Consider the following 14,374-nt stretch of genomic DNA (forward strand, 5'->3'; position numbering starts at 1 on the left):
CCTGATTTGGCTTTAGGGGTGATTGCGATGGCTTCACGAATAATCGGAAGCACAACTGAAACCCTTGTAACTCAATTCTATCACTATATCTTTCCGCATTTCACTTTTTTGTAGTAACTTTGTAAACTATAAACGCAATAAACTAGAATAATATGGAAACAGTGAAGAAATATGCAGGTATCTTGATGATGCTAACATTACTCGTTGGCTTTACTTCATGTGAGGATGATGATACGATATTTGATCATATTGTAGGTCGCACGTGGGTTGGTGATTTGGGATTTTATGTAGATGGTGAGCCTGTAGAAAGTGGTATAACTTTTAGGAGTGATGGTTTTGGAGAAGATGAACAGTGGTTTTATGATTGGAATCAGATAGCTGCTGTCTTGAATGTACGTTGGTGGATTGATCATGGAGATTTGTATCTGGACTATGGAAATAGGTATCCTTTGTTAGTTTTAGAAGCTGTATATGTAAATGGCAGATATCTCACAGGGCGATTGTATTCTAATAATATAGATCAGGGAACGGTTACTTTGGAGATGGCAGATTGATGAAAATATTTTTATTCCCCAAAAAGCTATCCGCTGAATATATGTGAGAAATATATTCAGCGGATAGCTTTTTTGTTTTTCCTTTTATCTTCAGAATTATCTTTTCAGAAACAACTTTTTAAAGTCTGACGGATATGGAGTTTCGAACTCCATTAAATCTCCTGTAACCGGATGGTAGAAACAAAGTTTGAAAGCATGGAGAGCTAATCGTCCTATCGGATTAGGAGAATCTTCGCCCCCGTATCTACCATCACCAATAATGGGATGACCTAAATCCTGCATATGAACGCGGATTTGGTTTTTGCGACCAGTTTCCAGATCAAGTTCCAGTAAAGAATATCCATTGGCACGTTTGATTGTCCTATAATGAGTGATTGATTTGGAACCTCCGTCATCAAACGGGCTGGAACTTACATATATTGTTCTGTCTGTTAGCCAAGAGACTACCGTATCATAATTCTTTTCCATCTCACCTTCTACTACAGCAACATACCTGCGGTCTGTTACGATGTCGTGCCAATTATCACGTAACGTTCGTTGTGTCTTTTCATCTTTTGCAAACATCATTAACCCTGAAGTATCTCTATCCAGACGATGAACGATATATACTCGGAATTGACGTCCTGAGCGTTGTACATATTCATTTAAGATCGTATAGGCTGTCCTTTCCTTCTGACGTTCTGTATTTACGGAAAGTAATCCATGCATCTTTTCTACAACGATGATATATGCATCTTCATATACAATCTTCAGCAGTTTATTATTGAATTCTTTCTTACCTTTCTCCTTGCTGATTTGTACCTTCATCCCAGGTTGCAGAGGAAAATTAAATTGCGTGGTAATAACATTATCCACTAGCACAACCCGTTTGCTCAACAATGATTTCAACTTTGTCCGACTTGCATCAGGCATTTTAGCAGCCAGAAATTCCATGAGTTCCGCAGGCTCTTTCACTGAATAGTTTGTATATTGGGCACGTGCTTTTTCAGCAGGAGTTCTTCTCGGTCTTTTTTCCATTTCTATATTTTCTTTTAAGAACGATTCAATGAATTATCTAATTTCCAGCAATACTACATTTTCCACATGATGAGTATGTGGGAACATGTCTACCGGTTGTACAGCTTTTACCTTATATTTACCGTCAAGTAATTGCAGATCGCGTGCTTGAGTAGCCGGATTACAGCTTACGTATACTATTCGTTTCGCTTCGGCAAATAAGATGACATCAATTACATCTTGGTGCATACCGGCACGAGGAGGGTCAGTTATGATTACATCAGGTCGCCCATGTTGGTTGATGAAATCCTGCGTCAGCATATCTTTCATGTCACCGGCATAGAATAAAGTATTTTTGATGTTATTGATTTCGGCATTAACCTTAGCGTCTTCAATCGCTTCCGGTACATATTCAATGCCAATGACTTGTCGTGCCTGGCGAGATACAAAATTAGCAATGGTTCCTGTTCCGGTATAAAGGTCATACACAAGTTCATTTCCTGTTAATCCGGCAAAGTTTCGTGCTATTTTATATAAATTATAAGCTTGTTCTGAATTCGTCTGATAGAATGATTTCGGACCAACTTTAAAACGCAAACCTTCCATCTCTTCGAAGATATGATCTTTTCCTTTGAATACATGCACATCAAGATCATTGATCGTATCGTTGCACTTATTATTAATAATGTATAGGAGCGAAGTAATTTCAGGAAAAGAATCGGCAACGAATTGAAGTAATTGTTTGAATAACTCCATTTCGCGGTCCTCCGTAATTTTACAGATCATAATCACCATTAATTCTCCAATAGAAGAAGTTCGGACAATCATATTTCGCAACATACCTTCTTGCGAACGCAAATTGATGAACGAATAATCGTGTTTGTAAGCATAGTCGCGTACCGCATTACGTATACGATTGGATATATCATCTTGGAGCCAGCATTTCTCTATAGCCAATACTTTGTCGAAGGCTCCCGGGATATGAAAACCTACTGCATTCATCTGGTCATACTTCACCTCCAAACGAATCTCTTCGGCAGTCAGCCAGCGTTTGTTAGAAAATGTGAACTCTAGTTTATTCCGGTAAAACTCTGTTTTTTCAGAGCCTAAGATTGGTAAAATCTCTGGTAATTCGATTTTACCAATACGTTTCAGATTATCTTCTACCTGTTTTTGCTTATATTTGATTTGTTCCGAATAGGGGAGTACTTGCCATTTGCAACCACCGCATACGCCATAGTGCTGGCAGAAAGGAACGGCACGGTTGGGTGAGTATTCATGAATCTTCACTACCTCAGCTTCGGCATATTTGTTCTTTTTACGCTTAATTTGTAGGTCTACAACGTCACCCGGAACTACATACGGAACAAAAATAACCAGATCATTTACTTTTGCAATGGCTTTTCCTTCGGCAGCCACATCCATGATTGTTACCTTCTCCAAAAGGGGAAGTTCTTTTTTCTTTCTTGCCACTTTTACACCAGTCTAATAATTATGACGCAAAAGTAGGTATTTTTTTTGGAAAATTTCCGTGTCAGTGAAAATATTCCAGATTGTAATGTCGAAATTACATTTTGATAGAAAGTTTTTTTCTTAAAAAGTTTTCTGGTTTGCGAAATATACTTAGATTTGCGAACAGAAAAAAGTCATAATGTAACTTTAATCACAATATTATGGATAAAAAAAGAGTTTATACCTTTGGTAATGGTCAGGCAGAAGGAAAGGCTGACATGAGAAATCTATTGGGTGGAAAAGGCGCCAATCTTGCCGAAATGAATCTTATCGGTGTTCCCGTACCTCCGGGATTTACAATTACTACAGAGGTTTGCATAGAATATTATGAATTAGGAAAAGATAAAGTTGTATCTCTTCTGAAAGCTGAAGTAGAAAAAGCAATCGCCAATATAGAAACATTGATGAAATCAAAGTTCGGTGACGTAGAAAATCCTTTATTGGTTTCTGTACGTTCCGGTGCACGTGCTTCTATGCCAGGCATGATGGATACTATCCTGAACTTGGGTTTGAATGACGAGGTAGTGGAAGGTCTGACACGTAAGACTGGCAATGCCCGTTTTGCATGGGACTCTTATCGCCGTTTTGTTCAAATGTACGGTGATGTAGTATTGGGTATGAAACCCGTCAATAAAGAAGATGTAGATCCATTCGAGGCAATTATCGAAGACGTGAAACATAAAAAAGGTGTGAAGCTGGATAATGAACTGGAAGTAGAAGACTTGAAAGAGTTGGTAAAACGCTTTAAGGCTGCTGTTAAGGATCAGACTGGAAGGGATTTCCCGACTTGTGCTTATGAGCAACTTTGGGGAGCTATTTGCGCGGTGTTCAATTCATGGATGAACGAACGTGCTATTCTTTATCGTAAAATGGAAGGAATTCCTGACGAATGGGGAACTGCTGTTAGCGTTCAGGCAATGGTATTCGGTAATATGGGTGATACTTCAGCTACTGGTGTATGTTTCTCTCGGGATGCTGCAACAGGTGAAGATTTGTTCAATGGTGAATACCTGATTAATGCACAGGGCGAAGACGTTGTTGCCGGTATCCGTACTCCACAACAAATTACCAAGATCGGTTCTCAACGCTGGGCTAAATTGGCTGGTGTGAGTGAGGAAGATCGTGCAGCTAATTATCCTTCTATGGAAGAGGCTATGCCGGAAATCTACAAAGAGCTGGATGCGCTTCAAACAAAATTGGAAAATCACTACAAGGATATGCAGGATATGGAGTTTACTGTACAAGAAGGGAAACTCTGGTTCCTCCAGACTCGTAATGGTAAACGTACGGGAGCTGCTATGGTGAAGATTGCTATGGATCTGCTCCGTCAAGGTATGATTGATGAAAAGACTGCTTTGATGCGTTGTGAACCTAATAAATTGGATGAATTGCTGCATCCGGTATTTGATAAAGAAGCATTGAAAAAAGCGAAAGTTCTTACTCGCGGTCTTCCTGCTTCTCCAGGTGCTGCTACAGGACAAATTGTATTTTTTGCTGAAGATGCTGCTGAATGGCATGCTGCAGGTAAACGTGTTGTGATGGTTCGTATTGAGACATCTCCGGAAGACTTAGCTGGTATGGCTGTTGCCGAAGGTATCCTTACTGCACGTGGTGGTATGACTTCTCATGCTGCTGTAGTTGCTCGCGGTATGGGTAAATGTTGTGTCTCAGGTGCAGGTGCATTGAATATTGATTATAAAGCACGTACTGTAGAAATTGATGGCGTTCTTCTGAAAGAAGGTGATTATATATCTTTGAACGGTAGTACAGGTGTAGTTTATCAAGGTAAGGTTGAGACAAAAGCAGCTGAACTTTCCGGTGACTTTGCTGATTTGATGAAATTGGCAGATAAATATACTCGTTTACAAGTTCGCACTAATGCAGATACTCCTCATGATGCGGAAGTAGCTCGTAACTTTGGTGCAGTAGGTATTGGGCTTTGCCGTACAGAGCATATGTTCTTTGAAGGTGAAAAGATTAAAGCTATGCGTGAGATGATCTTGTCAGAAAATGCTGAGGGACGTCGTAAGGCATTGGCTAAGATTCTTCCTTATCAGCAAGCTGACTTTAAAGGGATCTTTAAAGCTATGGCTGGTTGCCCGGTAACTGTACGTTTGCTTGATCCTCCTTTGCATGAGTTTGTTCCTCATGATTTGAAAGGTCAGCAGGAAATGGCGGATACAATGGGAGTAAGTCTGCAATATATTCAACAACGTGTAGAATCGTTGTGTGAACATAACCCAATGTTAGGACATCGTGGTTGCCGTTTAGGAAATACCTATCCTGAAATTACTCAAATGCAGACACGTGCTATTTTAGGTGCTGCTCTGGAATTGAAGAAAGAAGGAATAGAAACTCATCCTGAAATTATGGTTCCATTAACAGGTATCGTGTATGAATTCCAGGAACAAGAAAAAGTAATTCGTTCAGAAGCAGAGAAACTGTTTGCAGAAGTGGGAGATAGAATTGACTTTAAGATAGGTACAATGATCGAAATCCCGCGTGCTGCATTAACTGCAGACCGTATTGCGTCTTCTGCTGAATTCTTCTCATTTGGTACTAATGACTTGACACAGATGACATTCGGTTATTCTCGTGATGATATAGCTTCTTTCCTTCCGGTATATCTGGAAAAGAAGATTTTGAAGGTAGATCCATTCCAAGTACTCGACCAGAAAGGTGTAGGTCAATTGGTACGTATGGCTACTGAAAAAGGTCGTGCTATTCGTCCGGATTTGAAGTGTGGTATTTGTGGCGAGCATGGAGGTGAACCTTCTTCTGTGAAGTTCTGTCATAGGGTGGGTCTTAATTATGTTAGTTGTTCTCCATTCCGTGTGCCTATCGCACGTTTGGCGGCGGCTCAGGCTGCTATTGAGGAAGCATAAGCAATATAGGATAATATTTGATTTAGGCTGTAACGAACTGTTTATCAGGCGTTACAGCCTAAGTTGTTTTTAGGCGGTTCGTACATTTGTCCGCAAAAAATGAGCCAAATAAACGGTACTTGCATACACCACGCATACACTTTTGTACAGTGGCGCATACACCAACGCATACACCATTTAATAACTTATAAATCAATCTGATATGGCAACATTTAAAGTAGTCGTAAGAAAAAAGAGAGCTGACGGATTTTATCCAGTGTACATTCGTGTTGTCCACCGTTCAAGAATGGGTTATATTAAAACCGATAAACTCATTACGGACAAGCAAATCACCAAGAATGGCGAAATCAAGGATATTGTGGTCAATGAGTATTGTTCACGAGAAATCCTACGCTATAGCGATATGATAAATCGTAAGGATGTCTCAAATTATTCTGTTGCTGAACTAATTGCATTTCTTATCCATTCAGATGAAGAAATATGTTTTAGTGACTATGCAACAAAGTTCATTAACCGTATGGCCTCTGAAGGACATGAACGTAATGCTAAGAACTATCGTCTGGCTGTAAACCACCTCGAAAGATATTTGGGAACAACCAGAGTGATGTTTACCCACTTGTCATCTTCTGTTTTGACAAGATGGATTAATAGTCTTTCGTTGACGAACAGGGCGAAAGAAATGTACCCAACCTGTTTAAGACAGATATTCAAAAGAGCACTTATCGAACTTAATGATGAAGAGCGTGGTGTTGTACGAATCAAATACAATCCTTGGTTAAAGGTTTCCATTCCAAAATCTGACAGTACGGTCCAAAGAGCTATCAGTGCAGAAGCATGCAGGGAGTTCTTTAATCGTCCCCTACCGGAAACCAAGATGATTTCATCTCTTCCGGAACTGGGCAGAGACGTGGCACTCCTATCCTTGTGTCTGGGTGGAATAAACACTGTAGATATATTTGAGCTTAAAAAAGAAAACTACAAGGATGGTATTATCGGATATAAAAGAGCTAAGACAAAGCACAGCCGGAAAGACGAAGCCTATATTGAAATGCGCGTGGAACCGTTCATTCAGGCCACATTTGACAAATATCTTTCAGACGAGAATGATGAATATCTTTTCAAATTCCATAAGCGTTACAGTAACCCGGACAGTTTCAATGCCAACGTTAATATTGGAATCAGAAAGATATGTGCCGATATGGGAATGAAGAAGGAGGATTACTACTGTTATTACACTTTCCGTCATACATGGGCTACAATTGCCCAAAATGACTGTGATGCCAATCTGTATGAAGTTGCTTTCGGCATGAATCACAGCCATGGACTGAATATAACAAGAGGCTATGTCAAGATAGATTTCACTCCAGCCTGGGAACTCAATGCAAAAGTGATTGACTTCATTTTCTTCAGCAGCAAGAAGAGCAAGCAAGGCAAGGCACGTGACTTCGAGACACCGGCAGACAAGATGTTCCGCATCACAAAGAAGATGATGATCTATGGCCGTGCATATTTCAAAGGTGACGTAATCGGTGAAATAACAGATATTGGTTTCAGTAATGTGGACCAGGTTATCGACAGACTGGTTGAACAGTTACCTAAGGATATCCCTACCGGATGTATGGTTCAGTTCCGTCTTATGAATTGTGATTCCAAGAAGGAAGTTGTATATGAAAGAAGCAAGGGAAAAGGTTTCATGTAATCGGCAAAACTGAACAAGCCATTAACACAAAGGGAGGATTCTACTTATCTTTATCAGAACCGTACCATTTATCATATTGGTGCGGTTCCTTTCTATTTGTCCGGTTGATTCCAGGGCAATACTTCACGGCCTATAAGTATGGCAAAGACAAGTACGATAAGCTTCCATATAAGAATGAAAGTTTTCTTGACCAACCAGACTGCAAGACGTATGGCAATCCTCAAAAGCCAGAACACCAGCTTCAGGAACAGCATACCGATAATAAGTACCGGCAGCAGATATATAATCAACAGCAGTTCAAACATAATGTGTAATATTTATGAGTATAAGAGCTTATTAATTATATAAATATACTAAAAATCAATGAGATACAGAAATTTACGCAACACTATTTTCTTATTATTCGAGTAGATTTTCTACTGATTATCTGTGTTATATCACCATGATAACGAGGTATCTCCAAACTCTGATTACATGATTATTCTACCTGAATGTTTCTGCAATACAGTTCAGATAAAATAAGATTTCCCGATAGCCATTTCATCAGCTGAATCAGCAACAAGATTTTATTTTCCCTTTTATTGGGATTCCAATAACTTAGATAATCAGGATACTTTTACCATACTATCATGGTATCAGGACTACATATTATATTGGATATAGGTTTTATGAGAACAATAGCCATCTATTCCATATAACTACATCTTGTGTGTTTTTGAAACTTTGGTTTATCCAACCATATATATCGAAACATTATTTCTTATTACTGCAATTTTTATGGTTCTAAGATTGAATAATACTTATAGCATCTGTTTCTGAATACACGAAAATTGGTTTGATAAGTTTTAGGACTATATACAACAATATTCCGCTACATGGATATTCCAAAACAACCGGATGCTACAGCACATGGTAAGCCGGAATATGCCTCCAAAGAATTGTGTTGTTGATTTCGGTTTGCAACGGCTTTCTCCGGTAAATTTGGATGTAATAATTATTCCCGGAAGGTATCTTTCTGCCGTGCAGAGTTTTCCAAGCAAGTTGTACTTTTGTGGCCACAAAACTCCGTTTCGTACTCACAAAAGTAACTTGCCGAATGCAGGTGCATCGGAGCGGCTGGCCGCTGTTTCGCATGGCGAAAGATGGTCTGGGAAACCTAACCACCAATGTATCCAAGTATGAAGAATCAGAGAACCAAGTACATCAAGGTAAGAATGACACCGGAGGAAGTAAAACAGTTTAAGGAGAAATCAGCCTCCTATTCATCTGTGAGCCATTATATACGCTCGGCACTGGCAGAGTATTCTAATATTGGTATCAAAAGGCAGCTCGAACTGATGAATGACCTCGGTCTGTTTTACCGGAAATATCAAAATGAACTTTCCTGGGCTGGAGGAAACCTTAATCAGTCAGTTAAACGTGCCAATGAGCTTGCGGTAGCCGGATTACTCGCACCCAGCTATATTCAGGAAGTTCTGTTACCGGTTATTCTTGAAACTCAGGAAACATTGAACCGAATAAAGAAAGACCTTGATTCTCTGACACAGAAAGCTGTTAAAATCTGAATTGCAGACTACACGGTATTCAATCATTTCAGATATTATTATAGTATAACCATGGATTAATGAGCTTGAAGTATTTCGGTTACTCAGTCACTTAAACCTTGATAAATAAAGATTCAATATGATAGCAACCATATTACCGGGAAGTACGAACTTCCATGCTGTTGGTTACAATGAACATAAAGTCTCGAAAGGTGTTGCACGGCTTATCGAGATTCAGAATTTCGGTTCACTCGGAACATTTCACAAACCTACCCCGAGTGAACTGGTCGGTTATCTCCAGAAGTACAGTTCACAGAACAGCAGAATCAGAAAACCACAGTTTCATGTGGCCATATCATGCAAGGGACACGAAATGTCGGAAGATGAGTTGCTGGATTTTGCACACCAGTATCTCAAAGAAATGGGATACGGAGAATCCGGTCAGCCGTTGCTTGTTTATTCTCATTATGACACGGAGAATACCCATCTTCATATCATCACTTCGAGAGTGGCACCTAATGGAAGAAAGATTCAGCATAGCCATGAACGCAGACGTTCCCAGGAGGTAATAGACCGTATTCTTGGTAACGACAGGAAGAAGAAAACGGAAGATGACATTAATTTGGCCAAGCTATACACGTTCTCTTCATTTGCCCAGTTCAAGGCAATAATGGTTTCCATGGGATATGAGGTCTATCAGAAAGATGAGAATGTATTCGTCAAGCATGGTGGAAAGGTTCAGAAGGAAATCTCTTTTTCTGAAATAGAAAGTCTTTTCAAGAGCGGTTATAGGGAAAGGACACGTTGCCGTCAGCTAAGAAGCATATTAAAGAAGTACCGTGATGTAAGTTCCAACAAGGAGGAACTGCAGAAGGAATTGAAAACGAAGTTCGGTATTGACATTGTGTTCTTCGGCAAGAAGGATACACCATACGGATATATGCTCGTTGATCATGCAAACAAGACAGTCATTCATGGTGCAAGAGTACTGGCTGTAGAGGAACTCCTGGACTTCTCTACTCCTGAAGAACGATTCAACCGGATTGAGGACTATATTGACCGATTACTGACACTTAATCCGAAAATTACCCAGGGGGAAATATACAGTAAAATCAGGAAGCAGCGTGCCTATATCAAGAAAGGCATTATCTACTTTGATGACCAAAGCCGTCCGTTGAAACCTTTTATGGCAGAAGCTATCGACCGTAACAACCGTATAGCCATGGTTGAACTGTTCAGTCCGGCTAATGAAGCTGAACGTGATCTGCTCTGCAAAATCTTCAAAGTATCCCGCACTGATTTAGTGGATATATCTCCGGAAAGAACACACTATCATATTGATGCTGTAAACCGTTTGCGTGAGATATTCAATGATGATACTGTAACCTCGGTCAGAAGCCAACTTCATGAAGAGGGCTTTATTGTCCGTCAGGATGAAGATGTAACTTACGCCATCAATTTCAAGCAACACATCATTATAAATCTTACTGAAGAAAACTTCAATCTTGACCGGCCAAGAAAACAGTTTGTGAAGCAAATTGAACGGCAAAAATACCAGCAACAAACAAAGCCTACTTCACGTTTCTCAGGCAAGGGCAAGCTGCGTGATGCAGGTGGTGGCAGCCATAGCGAGAAACGTGAGTGGGAAGTTGGACAGAAAGGTAGTTATGATGATGTTGATGATGGCAATTCAATAAGAAGATGATTTTAATTATGCCGTTATTAATTTTCATCACTCATTATTATCTGAGTATGATACAGTTTATTGTAATTACTATTCATTGTATATTTATATCTTATAACTCTGATTAAATTACGTGCTACTTTTTGCTTTTATCCAAAAATTTCACGAATATTGCATATCGTCTGTGCATAAAAAGCGTATATTAACAGTTGTCTTAATTTGACTTACTACGTTTCAACAATTTGCACGGCTGTTTCATACATAAAAATTTGATTAGTTTAATTTAGTTCGTTATTAACTTATCATTATGAACTTAACAAAAGAAGAAAAAACAGTACGCAACATACTTATAAATGTTGCATCAAAAAAACAGCTAATATATTATTCCGATTTGTGCAAAACAGCAAATCTAAGACTTGATATGTCAATCCCTGCTGACAGAGGTAAAATAGGTGAAATTTTAGGTCACATTTCAAGATATGAACATGAAAATGGACGTCCACTTATATCTTCAGTTGTTGTTTCTAGAAGCATGGAACAAGGTGACGGTTTCTTTAAATTAGCAGAGGAATTAGGTTTTGGAAATTGGAAAAAATTAAAAAATGGGAAAATGTTTGAATATGATATGATTAATAAAGCACATAATTTTTGGTCAAAGTAGAGACCATAGTTTGAACTGTATCAATCCATGAGTTATTAGGTTAAATTATTTTATGGATAAGTATCTGAGAACAAGTTTAATTTAAATAGTATCTAAATCAAAGATTGATACAGTTCTAATTATATTGAATGCTGTTTTTATTTGGGGAGGCTTAAAACGTACTATAGTCTTTTATAGAAGATTGAACATGTTTTTGTGCAACAGTTATTGCATCATAACTTATTTCCTCTTCAGCACCTACTGCATCAAGAACTTTATCTGCTAACCACAACGTCAACATCTCTTTCACGTCTTGATGCAAGTATTCTGCAAGCTTAATCACATGTTCACGCTTTGCTCGTCTATCACCTCGTTCAATCTTACTGAACATAGGTGTGTCTATCTCCAGTAGTGCTGCCAATTGTCGTTGTAACACACCCTGCTTATCTCTGAGTTCTCTAATCCTATTTCCAAATAACATAATGTTATGTTTAAGTTTCGATATTATATTGATTTACTACTCGTTAGTTTCGTCTAATTCAGACGGAATATCATTTGAGGAATTAAATCCGTCCATCTGTTTTGATTAGTTTATTTAATTTCATTTCTTTAAACAAATCAAACAAAAGCATAGAGACGTTACTTGTCTGATCTCCCTCATTATGTCAATCATATTGAAGTTGACCATGGTTCGCAAAAATATTCATTGCGATAGTGATGCTGATGTCCATACGTGGCAAGAGCCTTCTATAGAAGGCCAAGTATAAAGCAACTTCCATTGGTATAATACACAAATATCACTACTGTATTATTTTAGTTCTAATTCAAGCATATATATTATAAATGAGCCTTTTACCCTCATGCTCAGGAGGTCTGCTTAGAGAAAAGATATCAGAAGTATCATAATTGATACCCAAATTAAATCAGCGAATCGCTTACCCAATTGTTTCTAAAACTCTTCCCAAAAAGGAGATGTCTTTTTAGGAGCAGCCCCTTTATTGCGAGACTGCTCAAACTATACATCACCATTGTTCAAAAAATAAAATTTATCGAACATAATTCTGTAAAATTTGATAGTTATTGCATCACATGTTATCATCCCTGTTTGCTTCCGGGCTGGCATTCACTTACTCTCCCGCATTTGCAGTACCATCAGCATAAACGCATTTCACTTCTCTGTTCGGAATGGTTAGAGGTGGAGCAACGTTTTGTTAACGCCTAATTATATATTGTTACTATTACTATCTTTCTCAGATAACACCGAATCGAATGAGCGTTCCAGTTCCAATTCTGGACGAGTTAGCAGAATTGGCATTTCCATTCTATTTTCTAAGACAATCTCTTTAGAAGCATTTTTAGCTCTTGAAACAGCAAATTTTCTAAGATCAGTTATCTGTTTCTCCATAGTCTTAGAAAGAGGTACAGTATTTTTGATAGCATCCAAAATATGTATCATCTGTAATTTGGGAGCAATATTAGATTCTTGTGATTCTACATATGCAGTAAACATAGCTTCCTTTACACATTCTTCAATTTCTGCTCCATTAAATCCTTCAGCTTTTTGGGCTAAAATATCTAAAGCAAATGAAGATACATTTTGACGATTTTTTTGCAAATGTATGGAAAAAATATTCTCTTTTTCTTTCTGACTTGGAAGATCCACAAAAAAGATTTCGTCAAATCTGCCTTTTCTAAGTAGTTCTGGAGGCAGTTGATTAATATTATTAGCAGTTGCCACAACGAATACAGGTGCTGTCTTTTCCTGCATCCATGTTAATATTGTAGAAAATATTCTAGAGGTCACACCACCATCTGTAGCTCCACTTGATTGTACACCGCTAAGACCTTTTTCTATCTCGTCAATCCATAATACACATGGAGCAACAGCTTCGGCAGTTGCAATTGCTTTTCGAATATTATCTTCACTCGACCCTACAATGCCCTGAAAGACTTTTCCTACATCTAACCGAAGTAAAGGCATATTCCAACTAGAAGCAATACTTTTAGCTATTAAGCTCTTTCCGCATCCTGGGACACCTAACAAAAGTAAGCCCTTAGGCTCTTTTAACCCCCAATCGCGAGCTTCCTTGTCATATGCTAACTGCCTTTTTTTAAGCCACTCCTTTAAATTTTCCATACCTCCGACATCTTTTAGACTTTCATTTTTTGGAAAGTAATCCAAAATGCCAGATTTCCTAATAATCTGCTCCTTTTCAGAAGATACAGTAAAAGGAGACTTATCGTCAAAGCCATCCTTAACAGAGGCAAGGCAGTAAGCTAAATCTGCCTCCATTGATGTCATTCCTAACGCAGCATCTATCAGTCTATTTCTTAGGTTTGTTTTGAGTTCAACTTTTGACTGCTTCGCCACTATATCCAAAACTTCTCCCAATTCATTACGTTTAGGAAGTGGTATTTGTAATACAGTAATATACTTTTCCAATTCAGCAGGAAGTCTGTAAATTGACGATAGAATAATTGCATGGGTATTGTTATTTGTTGCTTCTGCAATTTTACGGAACATCAATTTAACTTCATCCCTATCAATATGATTATTTATATCATCAAGAACAAATATATTTTTCTCCCCAGACTTTTTTGAGTTAAGAATATAAGCTAACACTTCAAGAGGGTTTTGCATACGCTCAATTCTTTTCTCTGTTTTATCAGGTAATATCTGAACAAGTCCATATACACAATCCCATTGATAGTAATTTACTTTCTTACCTTCTCTACGCAACAGCTCTACAATACCCTTAATCTTTTGTTTCGTTCTGTAGTATTCGTAACTATGAAGATATAATACAGGGTAGTATGCCCTAATCATTAGGATAAGTTTCTGAAAAACATCTTCCATACT

Annotated in this window: 12 protein-coding genes and 1 rRNA gene; 7 read left to right on the forward strand and 6 right to left on the reverse strand. The window is 38.4% G+C overall.

Translation table 11 applies throughout. The annotated features are described in order from the left end of the window. The first annotated feature begins 152 nt into the window (after window positions 1-152). Window positions 153-554: a hypothetical protein gene (locus CZ225_RS10470; RefSeq protein ID WP_077154043.1), complete on the forward strand. Its 402-nt coding sequence runs from the start codon at window positions 153-155 to the stop codon at window positions 552-554. Between the two features lie 96 nt (window positions 555-650). On the opposite strand, the gene CZ225_RS10475 is transcribed toward CZ225_RS10470, so the two are convergent. Both CZ225_RS10475 and rlmD read right to left on the reverse strand, forming a co-directional pair. Further along, window positions 651-1,571, reverse strand: a complete 921-nt coding sequence (locus CZ225_RS10475) for an RluA family pseudouridine synthase (protein WP_077154044.1) — start codon at window positions 1,569-1,571, stop codon at window positions 651-653. 33 nt (window positions 1,572-1,604) lie between these two features. Beyond that, window positions 1,605-2,975 (reverse strand): 23S rRNA (uracil(1939)-C(5))-methyltransferase RlmD, encoded by a 1,371-nt coding sequence (gene rlmD / locus CZ225_RS10480; protein WP_262483223.1) that lies wholly within the window; start codon window positions 2,973-2,975, stop codon window positions 1,605-1,607. A 248-nt stretch (window positions 2,976-3,223) separates the two neighbouring features. On the opposite strand from rlmD, the gene ppdK reads away from it, so the two are divergent. Both ppdK and CZ225_RS10490 read left to right on the forward strand, forming a co-directional pair. Continuing rightward, window positions 3,224-5,947 (forward strand): pyruvate, phosphate dikinase, encoded by a 2,724-nt coding sequence (ppdK, locus tag CZ225_RS10485; protein ID WP_077154045.1) that lies wholly within the window; start codon window positions 3,224-3,226, stop codon window positions 5,945-5,947. Window positions 5,948-6,149: 202 nt separating this feature from the next. Continuing rightward, complete coding sequence (locus tag CZ225_RS10490) at window positions 6,150-7,646, forward strand: tyrosine-type recombinase/integrase (RefSeq protein ID WP_077154046.1); 1,497 nt, start codon at window positions 6,150-6,152, stop codon at window positions 7,644-7,646. Window positions 7,647-7,738: 92 nt separating this feature from the next. On the opposite strand, the gene CZ225_RS10495 is transcribed toward CZ225_RS10490, so the two are convergent. Next, window positions 7,739-7,951, reverse strand: coding sequence for a hypothetical protein (locus tag CZ225_RS10495; RefSeq protein WP_005836478.1), 213 nt, complete (start codon window positions 7,949-7,951; stop codon window positions 7,739-7,741). Between the two features lie 592 nt (window positions 7,952-8,543). Between CZ225_RS10495 and CZ225_RS10500 the strand changes: the two genes are divergently transcribed. From CZ225_RS10500 to CZ225_RS10515, 4 genes are all read left to right on the forward strand, one after another. Then, entirely contained in the window at window positions 8,544-8,828 is a 285-nt protein-coding gene (locus CZ225_RS10500) for a hypothetical protein (RefSeq protein ID WP_129585790.1), read from the forward strand. Continuing rightward, on the forward strand, window positions 8,825-9,211 hold the full coding sequence (locus tag CZ225_RS10505) for a plasmid mobilization protein (RefSeq protein WP_005836480.1): 387 nt from the start codon (window positions 8,825-8,827) through the stop codon (window positions 9,209-9,211). Before CZ225_RS10500 ends, CZ225_RS10505 begins: the two co-directional genes overlap by 4 nt. Before the next feature lie 118 nt (window positions 9,212-9,329). Further along, window positions 9,330-10,895: a relaxase/mobilization nuclease domain-containing protein gene (locus CZ225_RS10510; protein ID WP_005836482.1), complete on the forward strand. Its 1,566-nt coding sequence runs from the start codon at window positions 9,330-9,332 to the stop codon at window positions 10,893-10,895. 286 nt (window positions 10,896-11,181) lie between these two features. Continuing rightward, entirely contained in the window at window positions 11,182-11,535 is a 354-nt protein-coding gene (locus CZ225_RS10515; RefSeq protein WP_005836484.1) for a hypothetical protein, read from the forward strand. A gap of 151 nt (window positions 11,536-11,686) precedes the next feature. Here CZ225_RS10515 and CZ225_RS10520 read toward each other — a convergent pair whose 3' ends face one another. The 3 genes from CZ225_RS10520 to CZ225_RS10530 all read right to left on the reverse strand — a co-directional run bounded on the left by CZ225_RS10520 (window position 11,687) and on the right by CZ225_RS10530 (window position 14,371). Beyond that, window positions 11,687-11,995 (reverse strand): helix-turn-helix domain-containing protein, encoded by a 309-nt coding sequence (locus CZ225_RS10520; RefSeq protein ID WP_005836486.1) that lies wholly within the window; start codon window positions 11,993-11,995, stop codon window positions 11,687-11,689. Window positions 11,996-12,628: 633 nt separating this feature from the next. Then, window positions 12,629-12,736: ribosomal RNA gene (rrf, locus tag CZ225_RS10525) — 5S ribosomal RNA — on the reverse strand. After that, window positions 12,737-14,371: an AAA family ATPase gene (locus CZ225_RS10530; RefSeq protein WP_005836488.1), complete on the reverse strand. Its 1,635-nt coding sequence runs from the start codon at window positions 14,369-14,371 to the stop codon at window positions 12,737-12,739. Between the last annotated feature and the right edge of the window lie 3 nt (window positions 14,372-14,374).

The sequence above is a fragment of the Bacteroides bouchesdurhonensis genome (assembly GCF_900155865.1).
In the GTDB taxonomy this organism is placed as follows: domain Bacteria; phylum Bacteroidota; class Bacteroidia; order Bacteroidales; family Bacteroidaceae; genus Bacteroides; species Bacteroides bouchesdurhonensis.

Coding starts and splice junctions, on each gene's coding strand:
- CZ225_RS10470 (WP_077154043.1), top strand. CDS start 153: ATGGAAACAGTGAAGAAATATGCAGGTATCTTGATGATGCTAACATTA.
- CZ225_RS10475 (WP_077154044.1), bottom strand. CDS start 1,571: ATGGAAAAAAGACCGAGAAGAACTCCTGCTGAAAAAGCACGTGCCCAA.
- rlmD (WP_262483223.1), bottom strand. CDS start 2,975: ATGGATGTGGCTGCCGAAGGAAAAGCCATTGCAAAAGTAAATGATCTG.
- ppdK (WP_077154045.1), top strand. CDS start 3,224: ATGGATAAAAAAAGAGTTTATACCTTTGGTAATGGTCAGGCAGAAGGA.
- CZ225_RS10490 (WP_077154046.1), top strand. CDS start 6,150: ATGGCAACATTTAAAGTAGTCGTAAGAAAAAAGAGAGCTGACGGATTT.
- CZ225_RS10495 (WP_005836478.1), bottom strand. CDS start 7,951: ATGTTTGAACTGCTGTTGATTATATATCTGCTGCCGGTACTTATTATC.
- CZ225_RS10500 (WP_129585790.1), top strand. CDS start 8,544: ATGCTACAGCACATGGTAAGCCGGAATATGCCTCCAAAGAATTGTGTT.
- CZ225_RS10505 (WP_005836480.1), top strand. CDS start 8,825: ATGAAGAATCAGAGAACCAAGTACATCAAGGTAAGAATGACACCGGAG.
- CZ225_RS10510 (WP_005836482.1), top strand. CDS start 9,330: ATGATAGCAACCATATTACCGGGAAGTACGAACTTCCATGCTGTTGGT.
- CZ225_RS10515 (WP_005836484.1), top strand. CDS start 11,182: ATGAACTTAACAAAAGAAGAAAAAACAGTACGCAACATACTTATAAAT.
- CZ225_RS10520 (WP_005836486.1), bottom strand. CDS start 11,995: ATGTTATTTGGAAATAGGATTAGAGAACTCAGAGATAAGCAGGGTGTG.
- CZ225_RS10530 (WP_005836488.1), bottom strand. CDS start 14,371: ATGGAAGATGTTTTTCAGAAACTTATCCTAATGATTAGGGCATACTAC.